This is a genomic window from Rathayibacter sp. AY2B5 (assembly GCF_002931645.1).
Classification (GTDB): Bacteria; Actinomycetota; Actinomycetes; order Actinomycetales; family Microbacteriaceae; genus Rathayibacter.
This window is the reverse complement of sequence record NZ_PSUE01000009.1, coordinates 82,214-106,927: the sequence shown is the minus strand read 5'-3', so window position 1 is coordinate 106,927 and position 24,714 is coordinate 82,214. Positions and strand designations below refer to the sequence as shown.

The following is a 24,714-nucleotide window of genomic DNA, read 5'->3' as shown; positions in this document are numbered from 1 at the left end:
CCTGACCTGCTGACGGTGATCACAGAGGTCCTCTACGAAAGGGGCAACGACGGTACCGCCACACGGCACCGATCATCGGCACCGCGGGACTCGAGAAGTTCCTGCTCAGCGACCCCCTTACGGGACGCCAGAAGCGATGGAAGCACGGCGGAGCGCGCGACGGCGTGGCGATGCGCTCGCTACGCTCACGGGATGTTCGGCCTCTCGCGTTGGCGCCCGCGAGCTGACGCGCGCCGTTCGCGCCGCGCTCGGTTCCGCTCCCTGCTCGCTGAGGCCTGTTGCGCGTGCTCTCACCCGTGGGTGGAGCACGTCGCGGATGCCGGACCGGCCGGCGGTCACGTCTGCTCGGAATGCGTCTACGAGCTCGAGCACGGGTTCAGCCACGGGCCGACCTGTCACCGACCGGTTCCGATCGACGTGTCGAGTCGCGCTGACGCCGCCGCCGCGACAGCAGCGCGGGGCGGCAGCGAGCGACTGGTCGGAGGAGGTCGGATGCGAGACGATGCAGAAGACCGTGATGACCCTTCGATCCCGACCCTGCGCGAAACGACAGCCGCTCTCTTCTTCGGGCTGGTCCAGCCCCGAGACGTGATCGCTCTGGCAGCGAATCTCGTCGCAGCAGGGAGTGACAGCGAGTCCCTTGTCGCTCTCGCGTCCCTCTACTCCAGCGCCACTCCCGCCGACGTCTTCGACCTCAGCTCGGCGGCACTCATCGAAGCGGGCGCGCGGCCATTGGATCGGGACGGTGAGGAGATCCCGCTTCTCGCGCTGCGCGTCGCATGCCGTCGTTTCCTCACCGGCGACTGGGATCTCCGCTCCTTCTCATCCTGGGTGCACGACCGGATCGGTCACGACGGACCGGCAGCTGCGCAGCCGCTTGTCGAGGTCGATGACGAGCTCGACGCGCGAGGCATCGGAGCCGGCGAGCGATACCGCCAGAAGGTCGCTCGACTCGCCGCCGCCTTCCTCGCTGACACAGAAGGGCCGGCGAGCGAGAACCCCTAACGAATCCGTCCGGTGCACGATCGGCTATCGAGACTGAAACTCCTACCGCCTTGGTACGGGACTGGTTCCCCCGCATCGACCGCGACGCCTGCTGACATGATCGTGGTCATGCCCTCAATTCGTTCGGCAAAGTTTCGGGCAGAGTCGTCGGTGGACGCTGTGCTCCTGCGGGCACTCGCCGGGCACGAGTCGAAACAGGTGCGCATCGCTGTTGCCGAGAACGCCGCTGCGGATGACCTGACGATCGGGCGTCTCCTCGCTGATGACGTCGACGCCGTGCGCCTCGCCGCCGCCAGCAGCCTTCGTGAACGCCCGCAACTCCACGAGATCGCGGCGAAATCAACGGACAAGTGGGTCCGTGCGATCCTTGCCCACCTGTACGCGGACGACGACCAAAGGTCGCTCGCCCTTGCGGTACAGAGAACACTCGCGGCGGATCCCTTCGGGGAGACTCGTGGCCGGACGGCTCAGACCACCGACGACTTGGAGATCTTCGAGTCGCTTCTCACCGACCCGTCACCGGTTGTCCGCGGCATGTGCGCGCGCAACCCCCGCATCTCCCTGACACAGATGGAGCGTCTCATCACCGACCGCGATCGCGCCGTCCGCGCCGGAGCCGCAGAGGGCGGACTCCAGTACCCCAATGACGAGCAGTTGCTCCGGCTGGCGCGCGACCGGTCGGTCGAGGTGCGCTGGGCAGTACTATTCCGCGCCGACCGACCCAGACGAGCAATCGAACTCATCGCAGAGGACAGCGACGAGATTAACCGACACCACGCGCGGATCGCCCTCCACGACGAGCACGACATCATCGCGCCAGCGGTGACGCACCGTGCACGCGCAGAACGTCGACGGGCACAGCTTGTTCGCTCATTCGGTGAGTGAACGGCGGGGAGTGAAGAGCGCCTTGTACGGCACGCGGTCTCGTTAGCCGATCCCCATATGGGACGGAGCTGAGCGGGTAGCGTCACCGGCATGACCTCGGGTTCGCGTCACCGCATTCGAGTTGCTGCCGCACTCACAACCGGAGCGGCGCTGCTCACCGCCGCCGGCTGCGCGCCGGCGGTGCAGACGTCGGGATGCCCGGGCTGGGCGTATTTTGGATCCGCGGAAGCCCGCTACGAGGTCGCCGAAGCGGTCATCACGACCGCCTCCCCTCGCGCCTCGGGAACTCAGAGCGTCTTCAGCGTCGCAGCATCCGCATACATGGTCACCGTGGATGAGACAGAGAAGGGACCGTTCATTGCAGGAGAGACAATCCGCGTCGTGTCGATGCCTGATGCGTGCAGCGGCACCGACCTCTACCCGGACGGAGACCCGATGGACACCGACCAGCCCCTCCGCCTGTACCTCAGTTCCGGGAACGGATTCTGGGCGACGCTGACTCCGCTCGAGGGCGCTGAACCGATCGAGGAATAGCCCGCCAGTCGATCCTCTTACGGGACGTAACGCCTTCCGTGGGATGGCTCAGTCGGCAGATGCCGCGAGTGCCGGCGCTGCCAGGCCGAGTCCTTCGCAGAAGGGGCCAGTGGGCTGGCCCGCTCTGTTCGGGAAGACGCCGAGCCTGGTGTCCGCGAGGACGCAGACCGTCGGGTTAGGTACGTTGATGGGTCCGCTTCCCGGGTAGGGCTCGTCGGGGACGGCGCTCCAGCTCGCTTCGCATCGTTCGAGGGCGGCGGCGACCCGCTCGGACAGTGGAAGCAGCTCGAATGCGTTGCGGTCGTCGTCCACGAGGATGCTCGTGGTGTGGTCCGCGCGGACGTCGGCGACGGAGTAGCAGTCGAAACTCGTGTTGGCTTCGTCGTTGCTAGCCTGCGTTACGGTGATCGCGGCGGCGCTGGTGCCGATCGCGACGACGGCCGCGAGGCCGAGCCCGACGAGGCGGCGGCGCTTGGTGGAGCGGTGGCGGGCAGCGATGTCGGTGAGGATGGTGGCGCGCATCCTGGTGAGCTGTCCCGTGGTCGGGCCGAGGTCGTGGGTCATCAGTTCTCCCTTTCAAAGGGGCGCAGGGTGGTGCGGAGCGCGGTCCGGAGCCGGCTGAGCCGGTTGCGGATAACGCCGTGGGTGGAGCCGAGTGCTTTCGCGGCGTCGGCGTAGCTGCTGCCCTGCTCGATACACAGGTAGTACAGCGCTTGATCGGTGTCGGAGAGCTCGGAGACGGCTTCCTCGATCGCCGCGGCGAGCTGGCGCCTCGCAACTTCTTCGTCAGGGGTGCCACGTCGATCCGGGTGCAGGGACAGGTCCGCGTCCTCGGTGCGGTTCCGTGCACGGGTCTTGGTTCGGACGAGGTTCAGCGCGGTGAACCGGGCGGTGGTGAGCAGCCATGGAAGGGCGGATGCGTCCACGATCGCGACGTCGTTGATCCGCGTCCACGTGGTGAGGAATACGTCTTGCACGACGTCCTCGGCGTCGCTGGGCGTGCGAACGATGCTGAGGGCGTAGCGGTAGGTCGTCGCCGCGTGCCGGTCGTAGAGCCGGCCGAACGCAGCCCGGTCGCCTGGCCTCGCGCCGTCCATCAGGGCGGCGTCATCAGTGCGCGCCGCAGCGTCTCGCGCGAGTGCTGCTGCTTCCGGTGGCGTGCTCATGCCTAGTGGTGTCCGATCCGAGCCGATCGTCTCAGACGAGATCCGCTTCGCAACTCTCCGCTCGAGGATCCCCTTACGAGACGCCAGATCGCGCTCGTCCGCCTTGCTCGCCGGAGCTTCGATGCGAAGGCGACTGCGGCCGTCAGCGCGCCCGCGGCAACACCCCAAGCGCGGCCGCCGGTGATGAGGCGCACCAAGTACAGCGCGACGCCGAACGGTGACCCCTCCGCACCCGTCCGCCGACCGTTCCGCGGAGGATGGGTGACCGCATGCTCCGCACCCGCCGGTCAAGGCCGAGCGGCAGGCGCAGCCTCTCCAAGACTGCTCCACACCACCGGGACATCCCGCATGACCAGTACGTGGTCGAACGAAGCGGAGCCGGTGGGGAGCGCGTCGAAGAAGCTCGATTGGACACGCGTCGTGCGAGCCGCTTCCACGCGCCAGGCGTGGGTGTCCAGCCGAAGCGGCTCGAGCCGCCCCGCTCGCGTCGGCGACCAGCCGACAGCGTCCTTCCGGAAGAAATCGGACGCCGCGGACAGGTCGGCGAACAGTGAACTCGTGAACGTCTCGGGCGGGACAACGTGGGCGTCGACAGCGACACGAAGATCGGCGGCGTCGACGGTCACACTCAGGTCGTCGTCCGATTCGACGGATCTCACCCGAGCGCGTTCATGGACGCCCGGGAACACCCGCCCACCCGCGACTTGGGCGAGACGCGAAGCGCTGTGCCGGCGCGGGATGAACACTCCGGTCCGGATCCCGTCGGGCCCGTCCCACTCGACAGCCACTCGATGGGCCGCACTCTCGCTCCGGTGGCCGATCCTCGGTGCGACCCACATCGGCCGGAAATTTCCCAGCCGGATCAGGCAGACGCCCGCCACCGCGCTCCCGTCGACGATCTGCGGACGGAGCCCCTCGGGCAGCAGAGACTCAATCACGACGGGGTCCACCCGGAAGTTGACGAGAAGACGCCGCTCGATCGTCGCGGCCATGCGGGGAATGGTGATGCCCACCCCCGAATCTTAGGACCGCCCTCGTCCACCTGCTGAAGCACCCCTGTGGAATTGGGCGGTCCTCCTCCGCCTCTCGCTCGCCACGGGGACGAGAACGATGCGGCCGAAGACCGAGTCGTAGGGTTCCGGTCATGGAGCAGCCTTCATCCCCCGACCGCGACCCGGACCCGCTTCGGGCTCAGCTGGACGCGCGATGGAACGCGTATCTCGCCACTCACACGCAGGCCGCCGACCCCGGAGAGTGGATGAACGAGGCGATGGGTGACTACCGAGACGAGATCGTGCACTTCGGTGGGCAGCTTCTCAACGACGCCGCGATCAGGGAGTGGAACCACGAGTCCGCGCAGCGCGCACATGACAAGTACGTCACTGAGGCGGAGCGTTACGACCGTGATCCTGCGGCGTGGGAAGCGGCGTTCTGGCTCCGTGTTCGGGCCGGGTCCGACGACGACTGACGCCGGACGCCCTCTCTCGAGCTGAACCGGCTTGCCCGCAACCGCTGACCCATCCCGATACGGGACGGCTGATGCCCCCGATCTGGATCATCTCTCGTGAGAGGGTGATGCGCATGCAGTCCAAGGCAGTTGCCCGCGTAGCGGAAGTCGCGATGTCGCTTCTGTTGCCGATCACCCTCCTCGCCGGCTGTGCCGGCGCTCCCGAGCAGCCGGTCGTTGAGCGGACTGCGCAGATGGCCGTCCAGTACCCCTTTTACGATCTGCCTCAACTCGTGCAGGAAGCTGATCGCATCATCGAAGGCACAGCCGTCTCGACCAGCGATGTCATCCAATATCCGACCTACGAGGGCGACGACCCACTGGTGAACCCGCTGAGTGACCTGTCGGAGGAGGAACAACGAGCTTCAGCCCGCGAGGGCGCCATCGCTGCCACAGAGGTCCAGCTCGAAGTGACCGTCGTTCACAAGGGAGCAGCGGAAGAGCAGATCACGATCACCCAGACCGGCGGGGTCATGGACGGCGTTCTCTACACGACCACCCAGGAACCCCTGCTCGCGCCCGGAACCTCCTACCTCCTTTTCCTCTCCGACGGCGAACGCCCGTACCTCCTCGGCGGAGGCGCCGGCAGCTACGAGGAGGCGGACGGCACCTACTCAGCGATGGTCGAGCACGCGCCCGTCGAATCGTTGACCCGCGACGAGCTAGCAGCCCTCATTACCGAAGACCACAACTGACGCGGTGAACGATCCCCGTACGGGACATGTCGAGCTACACCGCCCACTGCTTGGGTCCAACTCCGCGCAGCTCATCAGGCGTGCCGGAAGAGCTAGGTTTTCCCACGACCAGAACTGCTGGCGGCGAGCGGGCGGCCGGCAACAGAATCGCCGCTTCGGGTTTCTCCTGTGGCGACGAGTGTGTTGTCCCTACGAGCAGAAGAAAAGTAGAACCAATGGACGAACGATATATTCAACTAGTAGCGGGCATTATTTTCGTTGCCGCCGCAATATTGCTGGCATGGAAAGGAAAGGCTTACGCGCGCTTCAACGCGAGGATGATACGGAGAATTTACGGGAACAGGGCGGAACGTGTCGCCAGGTCATCAACCCCGGGCACCGTATTATTTGTTTCTATAGCAATGCTTGTTCTCGGGATTTCTTTCTTAGTATCATCCATTGCTAAAATCAGCGCCTAGTCGAAGCTCTGCTTAGACAGCAAATTCCGAACGACTCAACGGTGCGGATCCACCCCGACGACGCTGTACTGGACGACACCACCGGGGACGGCTGGACGCAGCCCGGCAATACCCTGTCTTGCACCTACGCAGCCAGCGAGACCTCACCAGGCACGACCATTCACTACTACAGGTGGGACGCCACGGCCCTCTTCACCGCAGCCGCCGCACTCGCTCTCGCAGGGACCGTTGTCGCGTTCAGAGCCGAACGCAAGCAGGAGCTCATCACCGAGTCGCAGGAAGATCGAGCGACGACATAGCGGAGAGCCCCTCTGCCGGTCAGAGATCCCTGTTCGGGACGCGCGCCACCGGACTGCTACTTCGCGCCGGATCACCTGTGGCGTTCCGCGAACAGCGAGGACCCGTGGCGTGAGGATCAGCATCGACGGCGAGCACTACCTCCTTCTGCGGAGCGACTTCTGGGCCGAGACGTCGGACGTCATCGGGGTCTACGGCTACGCGGAGCGGGCCCGGGAAGCAGCACGGGACACGGCACGGGCCATGGCCGGCGCATCGCCCGGACCCGATCGGTGGGTTCTCGAGACGTGGAGCGGCGGCGAGCTGCGCAGCAGCGTCCAGTTCGACTGACGCTCGGGCAGCGTGCCGGGGCTCTACTGTGGCGGTGCGGTCGAGAAGTGGGGACTTCGCTGACGCCGCACGCGACAGACCGGCGGGGGGCCGCCGGTGTCGCCCTGCTCTCGGCCGCGATGCACAGCGCGGCCGAGAGCAGCACCCGCCGGCTCAGCAGCCCGCTGAACGATCCTCCTACGGGGCGAGGCGGTCGCGGAATGGAACACTCTGCGGTAGCTTCACGACCGGGGGTGGTCATGGTGGAAGTGCTCAAGGGCGTGAGCCTGCTCGCGTCGGGTGTCGTGATCGCCTTCCTCTGCTCGGTGTCGGGGTTTCAGGCCGGCGTTCGTGCGGACCTGGATCAGACCGGGGGCCAACTCAGCCCGGTCCTGCTCGTGGGCTTTCTGATCGGACTCGTCGTGTCAGCCGTCGGCGCGATCGTGCTCTACCGGTGCTACGAGCGTGCCCGCGGCGTTCGCTAGCTGCTAGCCGTAATCCGCAGCCGGGGCGTCACGCGCTGTGGACACGCGGCCTGTGGCGATGCGGTCGAGAAACGGAGACTTCGCTGACGCCTCACGCGACAGACCGACGGGGGCCGCCGGTGCCGCCCTGCTCTGGGCCGCGACGCACAGCGCGGGCGAGAGCAGCACCCGCCCGCTCACCGGCCACTGAACGACCCCTGTGCGGAACGACGAACGGGCGGGCGCCCCCTAAAATCAGCGCTCGTGCGGTTTCGCCCGAATATCCAGCTCCGTTTCGGCATACTCCTGCCCGCAGCTCTGATCTGCGTGCCGGCAGCGACAGTATGGAAGCCCGGCCTCGCGCTGGACGAGCAGCTGGTCTTCATCGTCATCTTCGCGGTCGTCATATCGCTCGCTGCGCGGTGGGTTGTTTTCAGCGGCGTCAGCCTGCGAGAGAACGACCTCACCGTCCACGGGGTCTGGTGGTCCCGACGCGTCCCTCGCGACCAGACCATCCAAGTGCGCCAAAAAGCCGGCTTGATGGTCCTGCATTGGCGCGACCGTCACGGCCGCATCCGGCACACACCGATGATCGCCTTCACATCCGCATCCAACGATCCCTCATGGGCCGCAAGTCACAACACTCACGTAGCTCGAGCGGTCAACGACTGGATTGCCGGCGGAGACGGGCGCGGCGCGGGTCGCAGAGTCAAGGACAACTCGAACCCTGCGTGCCGGTGAACCATCCCCATACGGAACGGATGCAGCGCCCGTTCCTTGGTCCGTGTCACGCCGACGGTGCACCGCGCTTCGCGCGCGTGGTTACGGGATGAACTCTTGGGACCAGTAATCGGCCCGCACCTTCAGGAGAGGTCCCTCGATGGCGGAACTGACCGTGATGGTGCGCGGGTCCCAAAGCGTTCCTGCGATGCGCGCTTGCGGCGTCGTTCCGAGCTCGCTCGACAGCTGCTCGGGAGTCGTCGCGTCGGGCGGGCGCACCGAGAATAGCCGCCAGCATCCACCGGAGGCGCACTCGACGGTCTCGCTGACGAGCTCGCTTCCGGCCGGAAAGTCGATGGCCGAGGCCGCCGGCACGTCCCCCTCGGTCCGGAAGACGGCCAGATCGGCGTAGTACACGAAAGCGCAGAGGACGGCTGCAGCCGCGATCGTCGCTCCCGCGACGACGAGCGGATGTCCGCGCTTTCGGGGCTCATCCATAAGTCCGGACCCTAGCAAGGCGCTGTAGCCCCTAGCTGGCCTCAGCGGAGGGAACCGCGACCACTCCATCCAGTCGCCCCAACCGCACGACCAAGGGAAGAGCGAGGACGTCGCTTACCCTGAGCCAGTGGGGACATTCTCGAAGGCGCGAAAAACGGTCGCGATCGCAGCATGCCTGATCGTCGTCACGGGATGCACGCCACAGCCTGAACCGCCGGCTCCGCCTCCGGTGTCCACAGACAGCAGCTCCGACGCCGCACTGACCGGTGACCTTGGCGTGGCAACGTTCACGGGGAGCGATGGGACGGCCGGCAGCATCCGTTTGAGTGCGGCTGATGGCCGGCTGGCTCTGGCATCAGACGAGCTCGACATTCCCGCCGCGACCGCATCTTCCTCAGGTTCCGTTGCGGTCATCGCAGCGCTGGACCCGATCGATGAGGGCGCCACCTGTTTCGACATTGCTTTCCCAATGGGTCTCGCGGATGCGGAGCCAGGGAAGCCCTACAAGGCCTGGCGGAACCTCGCAGAGTTCCACGGCGACCCGACAGCGATCGATCAGCTCGTCATCACCACCAAGCCCCAGAACGACCCCGACTGCTCGATGAGGATCATTGCTGTCGCTGACGTCCAATGGAGCGTGAAGCCTCAACGCAGTGATCTCGTCGCCCAGGACGCCGGGCCGCGTGCAGCAGCGCGTGGCGAAACGACATCGACGGACGGAATGCCGACGTCGTACACGGTCGCTCGCAACGACCTCGCAGAGGACGTCGCGGCACGATTCGACATGACGGCCGATGACCTGTTCTACCTCAACCCGTTCCGCTTCCCTTCGGACGAGATTCTGCGCGTCGGTGAAGAGCTGAACCTCACTGTCGCGGCGCGATGACCTCCCCCCGCGGGTACTCGATACCGGGCCTGGCGTTCCGGCTCTTGATCAATCCTTCGGAGTGCAGTGCATGATGTCCCGATGAACGTTGGAGAGCCCCCGCAACCGAGTGCAGCGACGCCCATCGTTCTCGCCTTGGTCTTCGGCGGTCTTGCAGCCGCCCTGGGAGCCGTAGCCTCCATTTACATGTGGGACCCGAGCGAGACGTGCAGGACCCGCGGCGGAGGCAGCCTGACGGGAGAGGGGTTCCTCTGGAACCCGCTGTGCTCAGATGGTTCAACCGTTCAGCCGATATGGATGACGTTGTCGACTGCTGCGGCGTTGATCGTGGCCGTGACATGCGTCGTCATTGCGGCCAGCCGTCAAGTTGAACGTGACGGACAGGAAATTGCGTCGCCCGACGTTCTGCACGACTACTCGCGCCAGACCCTGCCGGAGGACAACGGGCTCCGCAAGCTGGGCGATGAGTGGTGAGAGATGGCAACTCCGGGGGGGGGGGGGCACCCTCCCGATGAGCGTTAGACAGTCTCCTCGGCCGGATCACGCGATCCCCCTCGTTTTCGCCGTGATCTTCACCGTTTTCGCCGCCGCTCTCGGGTTGATGTCCTCTCTCTACATGTGGGATCCGGCAGAGGCGTGCGAGGTTCGTGGAAGCTACTCCAGCTCCGAGAGCTTCCTGTGGAATCCGCTGTGCGTGGACGGTTCGGCTGTCCAACCGCTGTGGATGACGGTGGCTGGCGCTGCCGCATTGATCGGTGCCGGCGTCTGCGTCGTCCTCGCGATCGCTTTTCGAGTGCTCAACCACGAGCGGGAAGTCCCGCCGCCCGTCGTCTCGCACTGGGAGTAAGCAGTCAAAGGTAGATTCGCCGGATGACGACGACTCGGACCTCCCACTCGACTCTCGCCCTGCTGCTCGCCGTTCCGGTGTTCGCGCTCGTCGGTTGCGCCGGTTCGACGGCGGGGGCTCCGGCATCGACGTCGGCCGCCGCGCCGGCGTCGACCGCGACCGCCGCCCCGACGTCCGCCCCCGCTACTCCGGCGGCGACCGCGACTGCGGGTGCGGCGGCGGCTGGTCCGGTGTGGCCGGCGGACCCGTGCCGGGACACGCAGCTCACGGTCACGGTGGAGGACCGGCCCGAGCTTTCCGGGGCGGGCCAGGAAGAGTTCGCGATCGTGCTCACGAACGCCTCGGATCAGGCGTGCTCGTACTTCGGGTGGCCGGGCGTTCTGATGCTCGGTGCCGATGGGACGCAGCTCACCACCGCCGGCACGTCGGGTGCGGAAGCGTTCCCGGGGGCTCTCGCCCCGGGTGAGTCGGCGCAGGCGGAGGGCCAGCTCTCGGCGGTCGGCGCATACGACTGCACGCCGACGACCGCGACGACTGTCCGGGTGCTCGTCACCTCGGACGGCGCCGGACCGGGAATCGACACGCCCTCCGATTTCCAGGTCTGTGGCGGGGACGGTCGGAGTGACTTCACGACCGGGCCGCTCACGCCGGCGTCCTGACTCTTCTAGAGTCGCGGCTGCGGTCATGGACGGGCTCGAGGGTGGAGACAGCTTCGTGCTGTTCCTGGTTCTAGGTGCCCTTCCCTTCCTCCTTCTGGTCGCCGTGGTTTCGGTCGTCACGATCGGCATCCTTCAATGGATCGGAGGGCGGGGGCGGCCCCGTCCGTAGACTGAGTGCAACCACCCCTTCGGCACGGCGCCGACCGGAACTCAAATGAGTAAATGAAGCAATGACCACATGGATGTGGTGTTGATCGCTTTGTGGCGGCAGTCTTTGATCGCTCCTTGACGTCGCGCTACGCGTGCGTCGGATCACCGAGGATTTCAGCGAGTCAGGAATTTCGCGAGAAACGTGCGGTAAATCACTGTGAGCTGCTGCAGATCGCTTACCACGACGTGTTCGTCGATCTGATGGATTGTGCTGCTGATGAGGCCGAATTCGGCGACCTCGCCATAGTGGGCGATGAATCGCGCATCGGAAGTTCCTCCGCCGGTATCCAACGAGGGAGTTCGCCCGGTCACGGATGTTACCGCCTCGGATAACAGCGCGACGTGGCTCGATCCAGCAGTGATGAAGGGGTCGCCACTTACCTCGACTAAGAGGGTGAAGTCGGTTGCGAACTCTTCTGCCGCCCGGCGGATCAAGCCCTCGAGGCTCTCGGCTGAATGAAGGTCGTTAAAGCGAATGTTCAGATGCGCGGTTGCTTCGGCGGGCACCATGTTGTTCGCCGCATTGCCGACGTCGATCGTGGTGATCTGGAGACTCGACGGCTCGAAGCACTCGGACCCCTCGTCGAGTGGTGTTGTGGCGAGTCGGTTGAGAACGCGGATGAGGCGGTGCACCGGGTTGTCGACGAGGTGGGGGTAGGCAACGTGCCCCTGGAACCCGCGCACCGTCAGGTTGGCGTTAAGGCTTCCGCGCCGTCCGATCTTGATCACGTCGCCGATCCGCTCCGGGTTCGTCGCTTCGCCGACAAGGGTGAAGTCCGGCATGTCGCCGCGATCGGCGAGCCACTCGAGCACACGCACGGTGCCACCTGTGGCCGGCCCCTCTTCGTCTCCGGTGATCAGGAGGCTGACCGACCCAAGGTCGAGCACTTCGGGCTGCGTCTGCGAGACCGCTGCGAGGAAAGCGGCGATGGCGCCCTTCATATCGCTGGCACCTCGACCGATGATCGTCCCGTCGCGGAGTGTCGCATCGAAGGGGTCGGAGCTCCACTCGTTAGAGCCTGGGGGAACGACATCGGTGTGACCGGCGAAGCACAGGTGCGGTCCGTCGATTCCTCGGCGGGCGTAGAGATTCGGGGTGCCATCGAAGTCCAGCCGATGAACGATGAAGCCAAGGCTCTCAAGTACGCCTGCCACGACATCGAGGGCTCCGTCGTCGCTCGGAGTGACCGAAGCACATCGGATCAAAGACTGCGTGAGCGCGACGGGGTCCACGGGAGCGAAACTATTCGGCACGGAGACACCGTACCTGCAACATCAACTGCATCTCGGAAAACAACAGCTTTCTGAGACGCCCGGTCGGCATCGCTGTCGCGGTGTCGGGTCCGCGCGATTCCGAGGTCGCAGATGTCTCGAAAATGCGTCTCAACAGAAACCGTCTCAGGGTCATGACTGCGAGGAGTTTGTGAGTCACACTGGTCGAGTGAGACTTCTTGGATACACCCGCGTGAGCACATCGAGTCAGGATGCGCAGTTGCAGCTCGACGCGCTGGTGGCTGTCGGCGTTCAAAAGCGCGACGTGTTCGCTGATGTCACCTCCGGGAGCAAGACCGCGATCGAGCGCCGAGGGATGAAGAAGCTCCTCGAGCATGCAGAGTCCGGTGACACCGTGGTCGTGTGGCGAGTTGATCGGCTTGGCCGCTCCTTGATGGACGTCCTGAACACGGTGAACCTGCTGCGTGACCGCGGCATCCACGTCCGGTCTATCTCTGATGGCATCGATCCGGCGACGTCGACGGGCCGGCTGATGCTCAACATGCTGGCCACCCTCGCCGAGTACGAGCGCGAACTGATCGTCGAGCGGGTGAATGCGGGGATCGCAGCGGCGCGGCAGAACGGCACACGCTTCGGCCGCCCACTGTCCGATCCTGCAGTAATCGCCGACAAGCTCGCCATCGCCTCCGATGCTCGAGCGAAGGGCCGCACCGCCGAAGACGCAGCACGACTCGTTGGCTGGAGTCGCGCCACCCTCTACCGTCACCAGCAAGCCCTCGCCGGCCGCGAGAGCACCGCCATGTAGCAAATGCCATAGACGGTGACGAGCGGTGGCGAATTCTCCGACTTCACGTCGAAGATCAGATACCCCTCGCCGCCCTCGCACGAGACATCGGCATCGGCCTCCGCACACTACAGCGCTGGCATCAGCTCTACCGAGAAAGCGGCGTCACTGCTCTCGATCCGCACCAGCGATCGGACGCTGGTGTACGTCGAACGCCGCCTGAGCTCGTGGCGTTCATCGAACGACTGGCTTTGAGCAGGCCGCGACCAGCGCTGACCACGCTGCACCGCCTAGCAAGCGCTGAAGCAGATCATCATGGCCTGTCGGCGCCGAGCTACGCCACCGTCAGGGAAATCGTGCAAGCTCTAGACCCGGCGCTCGTAACACTCGCGTTGGAAGGACCGGCCGCCTATCGAGACAAGCACGAGCTGGTGTTTCGCCGACGCGCCGAACGTCCCAACCACATGTCGCAGGCGGATCACACCGAACTCGACATCCTCATCATGGGCACCGGGGGCGCGCCCGATCGGCCGTGGCTGACGATCGTGATGGACGACTATTCGCGCGCGATCTGCGGCTACATCGTCTTCGCCGGGGCACCGTCCGCGATGAACACAGCACTTGCTCTCCGTCAGGCGATCTGGAGAAAGCCCGACCTGACGTGGGCTATGTGCGGGATACCTGACGTTCTCCACGTCGACCACGGCTCCGACTTCACCAGCCACCACCTCGAGCGCACCGCCATCGAGCTGCGCATCCGCATCATCCATTCCATCGTCGGCAGACCCCAGGGCCGCGGCAAGATCGAACGCTTCTTCCGCACCATCAACACCGAACTCCTCGCTACCCTCCCGGGGCACCTCGGGCCCGGCAGCAGAAGCCCCCACCCAGTACTTGATCTGGCGGCCCTCGACCAGGCGATCGGCGCCTTCGTCAGGACCTACAACGAGCGCCCGCATCGCGAGCTCGAAGCCTCTCCGCGAGACGCATGGGTTGCTGACGGCTGGCTCCCGCGTATGCCTGACAGCCTCGAACAGCTCGATGGGCTTCTTCTCACTGTTCCGAAGAATCGCGTCGTGCAGCGCGATGGCATTCACTTCCAGGGCCAGCGCTACCTCGCCCCGACGCTCGCACCCTTCGTCGGGCACACCGTCACGATTCGATATGACCCACGTGACGTCTCAGAGATCCGGGTCTACGACCGCGACACCTTCGTCTGTGTTGCCGTCGACGAAGCTCACCCCAACCTCCGACTCAGCCTCCGCGACATCGAAGCCGCCCGCCGCGCCCGCCGACGACAACTCCGGCACGTCATCAACGACCGCATTCCCACCGCCACCGTCCGGGAGGAGCCGCACAGCGTCGCGCCCGTTCCCCATCGGCGCCGGCTACGCACCTATGAAGAGGACGAGTGATGAACCAGGCCTTCATCGTGACCAAAGAGCACCGACGCTTCACCGAGTTCGCCAACGCCGTCCGCAAGGAACGAACCATCGGCATCTGTCACGGTGATGCTGGTGTCGGCAAGACCAACTCCGCCCGCCGCTATGCGAACTGGGACGCTCTCGAGCCCTACATCAACGAATGGGGCCCGCGAGGAGATCACGACGCCAAGCACTACGCCCTCGCCAACCGATCCCGCACCGTGTTCTACACACCCGAAGTACTCTGCCGACCCAAAGACCTCATGCACGACATCGACCATTGGCAAATCAAAGTCGGCCTCTGCGCCGACGAACATCTGCGCTCCCTCGAACCTGACCCGCCTTTCAAAGCACGACCAGTGGCTCACCTCGTCGAGCTACTCATCATCGACGAAGCCGAACGACTCACACCCACCGCACTCGAGCTGCTCCGCGACCGACACGACCGCGAACACCTCTCCATAATTCTGATCGGCATGCCCGGCATCGACCAACGCTTCCGCCACTACCCGCAGCTCTACAGCCGCCTCGGCTTCTCCCACCATTACCGCGCCCTCGGTCGCGACGAACTCCTCTTCGTCCTCGACCGCCACTGGAAGCGCCTCGGCCGCACCCTCGACCCCGACGACTTCACCGACGCCCAAGCCATCGCCTCCATCGAACGCATCACCCGCGGCAACTTCCGCCAACTCGAACGACTCTTTCCGCAGATAGCCCGCGTGCTCAAGATCAACGACCTCGAAACCATTACCGACGACGTCATCGAAGCCGCTGCCAGCATCCTCGTCATCGGCTACTAGCGCCACGCAACGATCAAGAGACGCCGCCACTTAGCGATCAACTGCACAAACGCGGCGCGCCGAGCAGTGTTGTCCTATAACTTGTCACTCATTCTACGACTCGTGAAAGGGTCGGGTTCGGGGTTCTGTGACGACCGATGCTAGGCGAGGGACGATGATCTCCGTGACTTCGCTGGTGCCATTACCGGGTTTTGATTCCCAGGCCCACGTCTCCTTCATTCGAAGCAGCCCAGTTGGGTCGAGAACAATCTCGGAGACGCAGGATCCCGTCGAGGTCTCGCCGTCCTCGTTGAGCTGGCAGTAGCGGAACGCCACCGTGTCACCGGTTCGAGTGCCGACAAGGAATCCCCGCCGGACTGCGCCGCCGGCGTAGGTGGCCCACACCTCGCCGTCCGCTTCGTGGTAGTCGAAGACAGTCTCAGGTCCTACTTCGCCGCCGACTGTGTCGCGGACAGCCGCGAAGCGGTAACCGTCAAGAGAGGGCAATGAGCTCGATGCGTTCATAGGAAAAGACTAGGGACGAAGTGACGGCAACTCCGGGGCAGGGGATCTACCGCGTCCAGTGCAACATCTCCGGCGAGGAAGATCATGCGCGAGCCGGCGGGAACTGTCGCGGCGTACGCTTACTGCGCTGCGCCGGAGAGGCTGTTGGAGCGGATGAGGCTCACTACTGAAGTCACTGGCGTCACGCTCCGCTGTCGTCGGCCCAACGAGTCTTCCACGGCCGGGCACCAGATCGGCCCGGTGAACCATCCCGATACGGGACGGTGCCGGCCCCGCCTGCCGGTTGCAAGTAGACAAAGGCGCGGTCTTGAGTACGGTGGCGCCGTGAAACGAACAGGCGAGGGAATGGCGGGACCGCATTGCGCCGCTACGGCGCTCATTGCTGCTGGCGCACTGATGCTCGCCGCGTGCTCAGGTTCACCAGCTCCGGAGGGTGATCCGATCCGGGCAGCTCGCGCGTTGCGCGACGCGCCGCTGATCGTGCAGGAAGGCAACGCTGCCGACACCTGCGGAGAGTTCGTGCTTGATCAAACCGAGCTCGTGCCCATCAACGCGGTCGCATGCCTCGACACGGCAGCAGCAGCGGGCGAGGAGGCGGAGCTCGCCTGGAGTTCTCTCACGGATGAAGGGGATCCCGTCGTCTCTTTCGCCTACACGGCACCCTGGAACGCAGGGATCGTCTTCTCTCTGACAAACGAATACAACTCCTACGCGGATGATCACGGTTGGACCACCGGCCTCTGCCCGGACGCAACCACCGCAACCTCCGATTTCAGCCCCGAGACGTGCCCCGGTCCTGTGGAGGGATGAGTCCACGCGGACGACGAAGATGGCCCGCTCAACGATCCCCTTACGGAACACATGATCGTGGAGTGCTGAACGTTCTGATTCATGGCGTGTTCACCGACGTGCCGGACCATGATGCTCATGGAAACACGAGAACTGGCATGGGGCATTCTGGCGTGGCCTGCCGTTGCGGTCCTTGCGCTGCTGCGAACTGTGGGCAGCTGGGATGTATCGGGCGGGTCCGCAGCAGGGCTCATCGCGGGCACGGCAGCTGCGTTCACTGTCGCGGGCGCACTCCTGTGGCTTCCCTCGAGTCTCTGGCTCGACCGGCGGACACGCCGCACCCCGCGCGTCGGGCGGGCGGCCGCGTTCCTGGGTCTGGGACTCGTGATCGGCGCCGCCGCCTCCACCGCGCTGGTACTCGCGTCGGGAAACGCGACCTGGCCCTCCTCCGCGGGCCTCATCACGGAATACGCAGTCACGGCAGGAATCGCTTCCCTCCTCGGCTGGCTCCTCGCCGCCACCCTTCGTGCGAAGAAGCTGCCGATCGTTCAGACGGCGGCGAATCGCGTGAACCGCTGAATGATCCGGGTCGTCGATCGATCAGCGTGCCAGCAGCAGTCCGGCCAAGCCGATGACGACCGGCACCACGGCAAAGGCCAGGAAGAGGTAGGAGAGCACGAGTCCCACCGTCGACTCCCAGCGAGGACCGACGTGTCGTCGCGCCTGATGACCGACGAGGACGCCGGCCAGCGGGAGAAGGTACTGCAGCGTGGTCGCGACTCCGATGACCAGGGGATCGCCCACCCACAGGTGGGCCACCGCCAGGTATCCGACGGCGTAGGACACGACGGCGAGAACGCCCAGCACGAACGCAGCCCGCGTCCACCCTCGTCCGCTCCGCCGCGCGGTACCCGTCTCCTTCATCACACTCATACCTCCACTGTACGAATCGCTCCTCGCGCACGCCCGCCCCTCGGAGCATGTGCCGGTCCTTCGCCCGACGTCTCGTTCGGTGACACGACCACGCCTCGGCGAGCTGCTGTCCAGCGTCAGCCGGCGAGCCGGCGTCCACAACGAGGACGCGACTCGGATTCGGAACATGTCCGATGGCTGCCTCGATAGCCTCAGCGCATGAAGATCCGAGCCGGTTCGCCTGACGATCGCGGGCCCTGCATCGACCTCTGGCTGGAGGCACTCAGAGCACGAGACGGATGCAGTCAGGACGACGCGGTCGCCGAGAGGGCTCGAGCGAAGTTCCACCGGCCTCTCGTTCGGTTCGCCGTCATCGGCTCGGATCCCCTCGGGTTCGCTCTCACTGTCGACACGGGCGATGGTCCGGGCCGGCACAGTGCGCTGCTCGAACTGCTCGCCGTCGCACCGAGCGAGACAGGGCGCGGGCTCGGCCGGACACTGCTCGACGACGCGGTCCAGTCCGCCTCTCAGCTCGGCTACCTCGTCCTGAAGCTGCACGTCCGCGCCGGAAACGATAGGGCGGAAGGGCTTTACAAGGCGTCCGGCTTCGAGCCTCACGGGGATCCCGCGCCGCATCCGCTCGGTGGTCATCCGATGATCGAGTACGCGCGGACTCTGACTCACGTCAGCAACTGAGGACCTCCGGCCACCGATCCCCGTACGTGCCACCTCGCGCGACCGGATCACATGCGCACTCAACGCTGGTCGAGCGGTCGGGTCATGGCAACCTCATCCCATGAGCGTGAGCGACGGACAGGCCTGTGCCCCACGGGACCTCGACGTGCTCACCGACCGGCTCCGACTGTGCCGGCCCGCCGAGACCGACCTGGACGAGCTGTTGCGCCTCTACACCGATCCGCGGATCGCGGAAGAGGATCCGCTCCTCCTCCATCTCTCCGCCGATCAGACCCGGGCCGTGATCGCGTATCGAAGGACCCAGTGGACACGGGACGGACTCAGCAGCTGGGTGATCCGCCGGCGCGACTCCCCCATCGACAGCCAGGATCTGATCGGAATGGGCGGATGCACTCTGCTCTCCGATGCAGCCTGGAATGTGGCGTTCACCCTCCACCCCGACCACTGGAGCAAGGGCTACGCGCAGGAGGTCGCCCTCGCCGGCATCGAACTCGCCCACCGCCTCCGACCGGAGCTGCCCGTCACCGCGGTCGTCGCAGAACGCAACGCACGCTCCCGCCGCACCATCGAGCGACTCGGCCTCGCGCTCAGATGGGAGGGTCCGGACGCGCACGGCCCAGACCCGACCGCACGAGTCGTGCTCTTCGCCGACCGCCAGCTCTCCGCTGAACAGGTCGGCCGGCTCACCGGCTGAACCCGATCGCCGATCGGCTCATCCGCCAGCTCAGCGAGAGCTCCCCTCACGGGCAGCGAGTCGGCACCGCCGGTGAGCATGGCGATCCTCCGCTGCGGGAACTGCAAGCGAAGCCGACCTGTCGGTCCACCAGCCGGCGCCTCCCCCTCCCCGCTCCTCGATCCCCGACCGCAGGGCAACGAGACACGACGACGCTGCGCTCGGGAGTCCACCGGCAATTCCTTGAGGGGGCACGGCCGTCCGTCGCCGGACGGATTCACGTCCACCTCTTGTTCATTCCGGCTTCGTTGTCCAGCGCCGTCGGCTGCCCTAGCGTTCGGCAGGTGGACACCAGGAGATCGACCTCGACCGGCTCTAGCTCCGTTGTGTCCTGGGTCGCTCTCGCGTCAACCGGCGTCGCCGCCGCGACACTCTGGATCGCGGACGCCGTCTGGTACGGGATCCCCGAGTCGGGTGGCCCGGGAGTCAGTCTGCTCTTCATCGGCGGATGGGGTCTTCTCACGTGCGCCGCCCTGCTCACGGTCGGCGTGCTCATCCATCTGGCGCCCTCCGCGCTGAGCCGCCACGGAAAACGCCCCGTCGAGTTCGTGCTGCCGAGCGCCGCACTCGTCCTCATCGCGGGGATCCTGCTCGCGCATCCGCTGGCGGGCAGCGCTTTCGCCTGACCCTCACCGGCATCGACCCTCGAGAATGTCTCGGCGCCTCCGGGCCCTCTCGTCAACGGGCTCTGGTGGCTTCACAATTACAGCGAGGGGTGCAACCGTTCGGGTCGGTGCACCCCTCGCTGCCGGTTGGCCGAACGCGCGCCAACCTCGAACGACCAGCAGCCAGGGATCGCCGATCGAGCGGTCACAGCCTAGATTTTCTAGACGGTCTAACTAAGTCCCCTTTCCGGGTGAGGTGGATCGTGCAGGCGATGCTGGTGCTTCGGCTGACCGCGGGCGCCGAGTTGGGAGCGGAGCGATCCGATTTCGAGGTCGATCACTCCTGGTACGGGTCGAAGCGGTGGGCGGGGCGGGGTGCGGTGGTCGTGGTGTTCATGGTCGGGCCTTCCTGTGCAGCAGTGGCAGAAGAGGAGGGGCGGGGACCGGTGCGAGCCGGTCCCCGCCGGGTGGGCTAGCTGAGTCCTGCGGCGTCGGCGGGGGTGCTGTCGCCGGTGACGACCTGCTCGACCGGGGAGAGCGCGTATGCCCAGGCCGCGAGCTGGCGGAAGTGCTCGGCCGTGCGCTTGTCGCCGCGGCGCCAGGACTCCTTGCTCGTGTGCGCCTCCTGGCCTCCGAGCACGACGGCCAGCGCGACCAGGCAGGCCTTCGCGGGGTTCGCCTCGACCAGCGCTGCGAGGGCGTCGGCGCGGTAGCCGGAGGGGCGCTCGATGCGCAGCAGCGCGTGCGCGAGGTCGCTGCCGCCCGTCATCCCGGAGGACACGGCGAACCGGTGAGCGGTGAGACCGAGGGCGATGACGCGATCCGCGTCCTTGGGGAGGGTCTTGCGGGCGAGGAACGTCGCGATCCACTCGCGGCGCACCTTCTCGGCCGCGTTCCACGCCTTGTTGTTGGCGATGAGAACCTTCCGCTCCGCGGACTTCTCAGCACGCTCCTCCTCGGTCTGCGGTTGCTCGGGGGCTCCGTAGGCGTAGGTGAATCCGGCGGCGGTCGGGCCTGGACGAGGAGCGTGACCTCGACCTCGCCGCGCCAGCTGGTGTCGATGAGCACTCCGCGGCCGGAAGCGACGGCGACCTGCTCGGGGGTGACGCTCTTCCCGTCCTCGCCACGCAGCTGCCGCACCGGCGTCCACGTCGCCTGGTCGCCGTAAGCGTCGGAGCGGGTGAGGATCTGGAAGACGTTGCCGGTGTACTCGGCGGCGGTCGCCGCGAGGAGCCCCTGGTGCGCGGCCTCGTCGCGGAGGGTCTGCGCGGTGTGCTCGAACCGGGCCGGGTCGTGTATGGCGACCTCGATCAGGGTCGCGCGGGCGTCGGCGTCGTCCTCGAACTCCAACAGCACCGCCGCCTGGTCCAGGGTCAGCTCGTGCTCGTGCAGAACGGACGTGACGGTCGCGGACTCCGCGACCGCGAGGCCCTTCTACACCGCGTCGGTCTTGGTGCCGGTGCGCTTGGCGATCGCTGCGGCGGTGACGCCCTCGAACGCGAGCTGCGCCCACGCGGCGGTGCGGTCCGCGACGCTCAGCTCGGCGCGCTGGTCGTTCTCGATGATCTGCTGCACGATCCGGTACTTCCGGGCCGCCAGCAATCAGTCAGGTGGACGAGCCGATCGTCGGCCCGCCCCCTACGCGCACCAGTCGCGCGAGCGTCCGTTGACGCTGCGCGCGGTGTCGCCGGTGCCGAGGTCGACGAGCACGGTCGAGGTCGCGCTGAAGCCCGGCTCGCCCGGGTAGTCGTCCGGCCGACCCTCGACCGAGACGGTCTCGACGGCGAGGTACTGCCCGTTCGGCGAGAGGCAGACGCCGCGGATGCGCCCCGTCGGCGAGGTGCGGAACACCTCCGAGGTGCCGGACGCGTCGACGCGGACGACGGAGTACTGGGTCGCCCCTGTCTCCGGCGCGTACTCGGCCTCGAGCTCGACGTAGCTCCCGGAGTCGAGGAGCAGGATCTGCACGGGCGTCGCGGTCGCGCTCACGTCCGCCGGGGGGAGGGCGAGCGTCTCGACCGAGCCGTCGGCCAGGTCGATCAGCGAGCCCGACTCCGGATCGGCGACCACGAGCCGGTTCGCGCCGGGCACGAATCCGCGCAGCTCCGCGTGCTGCCCGAGCGGGCTGATCGAGCCGGGCGTCAGCAGGTCGAGCAGGAGCACCGTGTCGTCGAGCGAGTGGGTGACGACGGAGGTGGTGCCGGGCACGAACATCCAGTCGCGCGCCCGCAGCGGCCCGCCGTCGATCCCGAGCACGGGGACCGCCTCGGCCTTCTGGTCGGTGAGGTCGTAGGAGTAGAGGGCGCGGTCGAGCGGGCCCGACGGCGCCTGCCCGGTGAAGGTCCAGCCGAGCACGCCCTTCTCGGGCGAGGAGTGCAGCTCGCGCACGGTCCCGGGGCCGGGGAGCGGGATCACGCCCTCGGAGCCGGTGTCGAGCGTGACCGTGCGGAGGAGGTTCGTGTCGTCCGGCTCGATGGTCACGACGACCAGCACCGGGCCGACGACGGCGTAGTCCTGGATCCGGTCGGCCGCGACGAGGACCCGGGCGTCGCCTCCGGAGAGCGGGCGGACGCGGACGGCGTCGGGCTGCGAGGGGTCGTCGGCGGTGCGATCGAGGGTGAAGAGGTCGGGGTCCTTCGTGGTGAAGGAGGCGGAGACGTCGGCGGCCGAGCCTGTCGCGGCGCTGCGGGCGTCGTCGATCCCGATCTCGTAGCGGGTGGCGTAGCGGAGGGTGTCGGTGAAGGTGACGGTGAGCACGCCGCCGTCGAGCTCGGTGGTGTGCGGGGCGTCCGGAGCGACGCGGACGCGGTCGAGCGCGTCGGGCTCGAGCGCCTGGTCGAGGTGCAGGCGGGCTCGGGAGCCGTCGCGCTCGACCACGCCGTCGGTGCTGACCTCGAGGGAGGCGACCCGGGGCCCCTTCGCGACGGTGGCGGCGGTCAGGCCTCCGACCGCGAGGACGAGCACCGCGACGACCGCCCAGAAGAGCCGTGGGAAGCGGGAGGCGCCTGCGGAGTCGAGGCCGGGAGCGCCGCCATCGTCCCGTCGCCCGCTCTGCGCCGACGTGCCGCGCTCGGGAGTCGCGCCGGGCTCAGGATTCGCGCCGCGCTCAGTAGACATACGGCATCGCCGGCTCGTCGATCGGAGTGACCGCCTCCGGCTCCAGCACGACCGCCTCGGCGCTGGTGACGCTCGGGTTCGCGCCGAAGCCGCCGCTCGCCTCCAGCCACTGCCCCTCCGACCAGGTGTCGGCCCAGCCGGCCTGGTAGACCGGCACGCCCACCGGCTGCGCGTCCACCGCGCAGCAGGTGACGACGAAGCGGGCGATGTAGAAGACGTTCTCGGGGTCGGAGGCGTCGGGGGTCACGAATCCGCTCACCGTCGCCGTGCGGCCGGCGAGGAACTGCTCGCTCGCGCCCTGACGCAGCAGGGTCGCCCAGTCGCGCACGCTGAAGGAGGCCGTGTCGCCGGTGGGCGCCGCGGCGGTCACGGAGGCGTCGACGGCGCTGGTGTTGACCTCGCGCTGCGTCGCGGTCGAGGCGGTGAGGGCGGCCGGCGGGAGCACGAGCAGGGCGACGGCGGCGGAGGCGATCACCGCGACTCCGGCCGCGACCGCGACCACCCGGCGCCAGGGGCGGGCGGGTGCGGGGGCGTGGAGGTGCTCGACGTCGTCCTCGTGCTCGTGCTCGTGGGCGTCCTCCTCGGCGCCCGGCACGACCGCGAACGCCGCGATCAGCAGCACTCCGGCGATCACCGCGAGCACCACCGAGAACTCGAAGTAGCGGGGGTGGATGTAGAGGCCGAGCCGACCGGTCGCCGCGAGCCACAGGGTCGAGACGACGCCGATCAGGCTGAGGACGACGCCCTTCCAGCGGGCGAGGAGGCGCTCAGAGCGCATAGTTCACCGCCAGTCCCAGCACGGCCGCGGCGAGGGCGACCAGCACGGTGACGCGCACCAGCGTCGCGGCCGAGAACGTGGTGCGCAGCAGCGCGAGCATCTTGACGTCGATCATCGGGCCGAAGACGAGGAACGCGATGATGCCTCCCGGCAGGAACGTGGAGCCGAACGAGAGCACGAAGAACGCGTCGACGTTCGAGCAGATCGAGATGACGAAGGCGAGCACCATCAGCGCCAGCACCGACCAGAGCGGGTCGCCGCCGAGAGTGGTCAGCACGTCGCGCGAGACGCCGACCTGGATCAGCCCCGCGATGGCGGCGCCGACGAACAGCGCCGGCATCATCGCCCCGGTCTCCTCGGCGAACAGCAGCACGCTGCGCCGGGAGCGGTCGCGGAGGGAGCGGGACGGCCGCTCGCCCGCCTCGCAGGCAGCGCGGAAGCGGTCGGTGAGCAGGCTCATCGGCTCGGAGTGGTGGCTGAAAATCCAGCCGACGAGGTTCGCGATCGCGAAGCCGCCGACGATGCGCCAGACGAGGATCCCGTCGGCCCAGCCGAAGGCCTGGTAGGTCGTGACGATGGTGATCGGATTCACGATCGGCGCGGCGAGGAGGAACGTCATCGACTCCGACACCGAGAGGCCCTTGACGATCAGCCCGCGCGCGAGCGGCACGTTGCCGCACTCGCAGACCGGGAGGAGCACGCCGAGCAGCGAGATCACGAGGCGCCGCGGGAGCGCCCGCTTCGGCAGGATCCTCAGCAGCACGGCCTCGGGCACCCACAGCTGCACCGCGATCGAGAGGACGATGCCGAGGAACACGAACGGCAGCGACTCGATGACGACGCTGATCGAGAGGGTGAGGAAGTCGCGCACCGCGTCCGAGAGGGCGTCGCCCGCCGCGTCCGGGGCGAGCAGGCGCGTCGCCACGAGGACGGCGACCAGGGCGAGCCCGAGGAGCGGCCCGCGCCGCGACCGCCGGGCGCCCGGGGACGCGCGGGTCGGGGCGGCGAGCGCGGATTCGGGGGACATCCCGACCCATCGTAGGCGGGGGTCCTGCGCGGGCCGGCGCGGGGCGCGGGCGCGGGGCCGCCGGGCGTCGCCCGGGGCGCACGAGAACTCGGAAGTGGCCGTACGGGAGCGCGAGTACCGCGACTTCTGCGTGCTCGCGGTGTCGGCTGCGCCCGACCTGGCGAGGTCCGGC

Annotated in this window: 32 protein-coding genes; 20 read left to right on the top strand and 12 right to left on the bottom strand. The window is 67.1% G+C overall.

What is annotated here, in order from left to right:
- Positions 1-492 precede the first annotated feature (492 nt).
- From C5C30_RS08355 to C5C30_RS17325, 3 genes are all read left to right on the top strand, one after another.
- Complete coding sequence (locus C5C30_RS08355) at positions 493-1,005, top strand: hypothetical protein (protein ID WP_104223346.1); 513 nt, start codon at positions 493-495, stop codon at positions 1,003-1,005.
- A gap of 96 nt (positions 1,006-1,101) precedes the next feature.
- Positions 1,102-1,890 carry a hypothetical protein gene (locus C5C30_RS08350; RefSeq protein ID WP_104308778.1) on the top strand — a complete coding sequence of 263 codons (789 nt, stop codon included), beginning with the start codon at positions 1,102-1,104 and terminating at the stop codon, positions 1,888-1,890.
- Positions 1,891-1,980: 90 nt separating this feature from the next.
- Positions 1,981-2,424, top strand: a complete 444-nt coding sequence (locus C5C30_RS17325; RefSeq protein WP_146076925.1) for a hypothetical protein — start codon at positions 1,981-1,983, stop codon at positions 2,422-2,424.
- Between the two features lie 48 nt (positions 2,425-2,472).
- Here C5C30_RS17325 and C5C30_RS08345 read toward each other — a convergent pair whose 3' ends face one another.
- The 3 genes from C5C30_RS08345 to C5C30_RS08335 all read right to left on the bottom strand — a co-directional run bounded on the left by C5C30_RS08345 (position 2,473) and on the right by C5C30_RS08335 (position 4,603).
- Positions 2,473-2,988 carry a hypothetical protein gene (locus tag C5C30_RS08345; protein WP_104223349.1) on the bottom strand — a complete coding sequence of 172 codons (516 nt, stop codon included), beginning with the start codon at positions 2,986-2,988 and terminating at the stop codon, positions 2,473-2,475.
- Positions 2,988-3,590 carry an RNA polymerase sigma factor gene (locus tag C5C30_RS08340; RefSeq protein ID WP_104333521.1) on the bottom strand — a complete coding sequence of 201 codons (603 nt, stop codon included), beginning with the start codon at positions 3,588-3,590 and terminating at the stop codon, positions 2,988-2,990. The genes C5C30_RS08345 and C5C30_RS08340 overlap by 1 nt, the downstream gene beginning before the upstream one ends.
- A 287-nt stretch (positions 3,591-3,877) precedes the next feature.
- Positions 3,878-4,603 carry a DUF2071 domain-containing protein gene (locus C5C30_RS08335; RefSeq protein WP_219813990.1) on the bottom strand — a complete coding sequence of 242 codons (726 nt, stop codon included), beginning with the start codon at positions 4,601-4,603 and terminating at the stop codon, positions 3,878-3,880.
- A gap of 131 nt (positions 4,604-4,734) precedes the next feature.
- Between C5C30_RS08335 and C5C30_RS08330 the strand changes: the two genes are divergently transcribed.
- The 5 genes from C5C30_RS08330 to C5C30_RS17320 all read left to right on the top strand — a co-directional run bounded on the left by C5C30_RS08330 (position 4,735) and on the right by C5C30_RS17320 (position 8,061).
- A complete protein-coding gene (locus tag C5C30_RS08330; RefSeq protein WP_104261697.1) occupies positions 4,735-5,058 on the top strand; it encodes a hypothetical protein in 324 nt (107 codons plus the stop codon).
- 113 nt (positions 5,059-5,171) lie between these two features.
- The gene (locus C5C30_RS08325; protein WP_146081499.1) at positions 5,172-5,792 is read left to right on the top strand and encodes a hypothetical protein; all 621 of its coding nucleotides are present in this window, start codon (positions 5,172-5,174) and stop codon (positions 5,790-5,792) included.
- Between the two features lie 866 nt (positions 5,793-6,658).
- A complete protein-coding gene (locus C5C30_RS08315; RefSeq protein ID WP_104261700.1) occupies positions 6,659-6,877 on the top strand; it encodes a hypothetical protein in 219 nt (72 codons plus the stop codon).
- 239 nt (positions 6,878-7,116) lie between these two features.
- Positions 7,117-7,341 (top strand): hypothetical protein, encoded by a 225-nt coding sequence (locus tag C5C30_RS08310; RefSeq protein WP_146079300.1) that lies wholly within the window; start codon positions 7,117-7,119, stop codon positions 7,339-7,341.
- A 243-nt stretch (positions 7,342-7,584) separates the two neighbouring features.
- Positions 7,585-8,061, top strand: a complete 477-nt coding sequence (locus C5C30_RS17320; protein ID WP_146081498.1) for a hypothetical protein — start codon at positions 7,585-7,587, stop codon at positions 8,059-8,061.
- An 81-nt stretch (positions 8,062-8,142) separates the two neighbouring features.
- Here the strand turns inward: C5C30_RS17320 and C5C30_RS08300 are convergent, their stop codons facing one another.
- The gene (locus tag C5C30_RS08300) at positions 8,143-8,538 is read right to left on the bottom strand and encodes a hypothetical protein (RefSeq protein WP_104333518.1); all 396 of its coding nucleotides are present in this window, start codon (positions 8,536-8,538) and stop codon (positions 8,143-8,145) included.
- A gap of 127 nt (positions 8,539-8,665) precedes the next feature.
- On the opposite strand from C5C30_RS08300, the gene C5C30_RS08295 reads away from it, so the two are divergent.
- The 4 genes from C5C30_RS08295 (at position 8,666) to C5C30_RS08285 (ending at position 10,930) form a co-directional block, all read left to right on the top strand.
- Positions 8,666-9,424 carry a LysM domain-containing protein gene (locus C5C30_RS08295; RefSeq protein WP_146081497.1) on the top strand — a complete coding sequence of 253 codons (759 nt, stop codon included), beginning with the start codon at positions 8,666-8,668 and terminating at the stop codon, positions 9,422-9,424.
- An 81-nt stretch (positions 9,425-9,505) separates the two neighbouring features.
- Entirely contained in the window at positions 9,506-9,898 is a 393-nt protein-coding gene (locus C5C30_RS17315) for a hypothetical protein (RefSeq protein ID WP_104223366.1), read from the top strand.
- Between the two features lie 91 nt (positions 9,899-9,989).
- Positions 9,990-10,271, top strand: coding sequence for a hypothetical protein (locus tag C5C30_RS08290; RefSeq protein ID WP_104223367.1), 282 nt, complete (start codon positions 9,990-9,992; stop codon positions 10,269-10,271).
- A gap of 77 nt (positions 10,272-10,348) precedes the next feature.
- Positions 10,349-10,930, top strand: a complete 582-nt coding sequence (locus C5C30_RS08285) for a DUF4232 domain-containing protein (protein ID WP_146085357.1) — start codon at positions 10,349-10,351, stop codon at positions 10,928-10,930.
- Between the two features lie 324 nt (positions 10,931-11,254).
- Here C5C30_RS08285 and dapE read toward each other — a convergent pair whose 3' ends face one another.
- The gene (gene dapE / locus C5C30_RS08280; protein ID WP_219813989.1) at positions 11,255-12,373 is read right to left on the bottom strand and encodes a succinyl-diaminopimelate desuccinylase; all 1,119 of its coding nucleotides are present in this window, start codon (positions 12,371-12,373) and stop codon (positions 11,255-11,257) included.
- A 208-nt stretch (positions 12,374-12,581) separates the two neighbouring features.
- Between dapE and C5C30_RS08275 the strand changes: the two genes are divergently transcribed.
- The 3 genes from C5C30_RS08275 to C5C30_RS08265 are packed head-to-tail and all read left to right on the top strand — an operon-like array spanning position 12,582 to position 15,381.
- Positions 12,582-13,178, top strand: a complete 597-nt coding sequence (locus tag C5C30_RS08275) for a recombinase family protein (protein WP_104223370.1) — start codon at positions 12,582-12,584, stop codon at positions 13,176-13,178.
- Between the two features lie 8 nt (positions 13,179-13,186).
- Positions 13,187-14,572, top strand: coding sequence for a Mu transposase C-terminal domain-containing protein (locus C5C30_RS08270; RefSeq protein WP_104333516.1), 1,386 nt, complete (start codon positions 13,187-13,189; stop codon positions 14,570-14,572).
- On the top strand, positions 14,572-15,381 hold the full coding sequence (locus C5C30_RS08265; protein WP_104267943.1) for an AAA family ATPase: 810 nt from the start codon (positions 14,572-14,574) through the stop codon (positions 15,379-15,381). The genes C5C30_RS08270 and C5C30_RS08265 overlap by 1 nt, the downstream gene beginning before the upstream one ends.
- A 93-nt stretch (positions 15,382-15,474) precedes the next feature.
- Here the strand turns inward: C5C30_RS08265 and C5C30_RS08260 are convergent, their stop codons facing one another.
- Positions 15,475-15,885: a hypothetical protein gene (locus tag C5C30_RS08260; RefSeq protein WP_104223373.1), complete on the bottom strand. Its 411-nt coding sequence runs from the start codon at positions 15,883-15,885 to the stop codon at positions 15,475-15,477.
- A gap of 324 nt (positions 15,886-16,209) precedes the next feature.
- Between C5C30_RS08260 and C5C30_RS08255 the strand changes: the two genes are divergently transcribed.
- Together C5C30_RS08255 and C5C30_RS17310 are read left to right on the top strand one after the other, a co-directional pair.
- On the top strand, positions 16,210-16,695 hold the full coding sequence (locus C5C30_RS08255) for a hypothetical protein (RefSeq protein ID WP_146078953.1): 486 nt from the start codon (positions 16,210-16,212) through the stop codon (positions 16,693-16,695).
- Positions 16,696-16,803: 108 nt separating this feature from the next.
- A complete protein-coding gene (locus tag C5C30_RS17310) occupies positions 16,804-17,253 on the top strand; it encodes a hypothetical protein (protein ID WP_146081496.1) in 450 nt (149 codons plus the stop codon).
- A gap of 21 nt (positions 17,254-17,274) precedes the next feature.
- Here the strand turns inward: C5C30_RS17310 and C5C30_RS08245 are convergent, their stop codons facing one another.
- A complete protein-coding gene (locus tag C5C30_RS08245) occupies positions 17,275-17,607 on the bottom strand; it encodes a hypothetical protein (RefSeq protein ID WP_104226378.1) in 333 nt (110 codons plus the stop codon).
- 198 nt (positions 17,608-17,805) lie between these two features.
- Here C5C30_RS08245 and C5C30_RS08240 point away from each other — a divergent pair, with 198 nt between their 5' ends.
- From C5C30_RS08240 to C5C30_RS08230, 3 genes are all read left to right on the top strand, one after another.
- Positions 17,806-18,282 carry a GNAT family N-acetyltransferase gene (locus tag C5C30_RS08240; protein WP_104223376.1) on the top strand — a complete coding sequence of 159 codons (477 nt, stop codon included), beginning with the start codon at positions 17,806-17,808 and terminating at the stop codon, positions 18,280-18,282.
- A 100-nt stretch (positions 18,283-18,382) separates the two neighbouring features.
- Positions 18,383-18,976 carry a GNAT family N-acetyltransferase gene (locus C5C30_RS08235; protein ID WP_104333514.1) on the top strand — a complete coding sequence of 198 codons (594 nt, stop codon included), beginning with the start codon at positions 18,383-18,385 and terminating at the stop codon, positions 18,974-18,976.
- 323 nt (positions 18,977-19,299) lie between these two features.
- A complete protein-coding gene (locus C5C30_RS08230; protein ID WP_146081495.1) occupies positions 19,300-19,641 on the top strand; it encodes a hypothetical protein in 342 nt (113 codons plus the stop codon).
- A 451-nt stretch (positions 19,642-20,092) separates the two neighbouring features.
- Here C5C30_RS08230 and C5C30_RS08225 read toward each other — a convergent pair whose 3' ends face one another.
- The 5 genes from C5C30_RS08225 to C5C30_RS08210 all read right to left on the bottom strand — a co-directional run bounded on the left by C5C30_RS08225 (position 20,093) and on the right by C5C30_RS08210 (position 24,542).
- Entirely contained in the window at positions 20,093-20,500 is a 408-nt protein-coding gene (locus tag C5C30_RS08225; RefSeq protein ID WP_104310113.1) for a hypothetical protein, read from the bottom strand.
- A 554-nt stretch (positions 20,501-21,054) separates the two neighbouring features.
- Positions 21,055-21,195 carry a hypothetical protein gene (locus C5C30_RS17645; protein ID WP_181131510.1) on the bottom strand — a complete coding sequence of 47 codons (141 nt, stop codon included), beginning with the start codon at positions 21,193-21,195 and terminating at the stop codon, positions 21,055-21,057.
- A 63-nt stretch (positions 21,196-21,258) separates the two neighbouring features.
- Positions 21,259-22,737 carry a hypothetical protein gene (locus C5C30_RS08220; protein ID WP_104333513.1) on the bottom strand — a complete coding sequence of 493 codons (1,479 nt, stop codon included), beginning with the start codon at positions 22,735-22,737 and terminating at the stop codon, positions 21,259-21,261.
- The gene (locus C5C30_RS08215; protein WP_104333512.1) at positions 22,727-23,515 is read right to left on the bottom strand and encodes a TIGR03943 family putative permease subunit; all 789 of its coding nucleotides are present in this window, start codon (positions 23,513-23,515) and stop codon (positions 22,727-22,729) included. Before C5C30_RS08215 ends, C5C30_RS08220 begins: the two co-directional genes overlap by 11 nt.
- A complete protein-coding gene (locus C5C30_RS08210; RefSeq protein ID WP_104333511.1) occupies positions 23,505-24,542 on the bottom strand; it encodes a permease in 1,038 nt (345 codons plus the stop codon). The genes C5C30_RS08215 and C5C30_RS08210 overlap by 11 nt, the downstream gene beginning before the upstream one ends.
- Positions 24,543-24,714 lie beyond the last annotated feature (172 nt).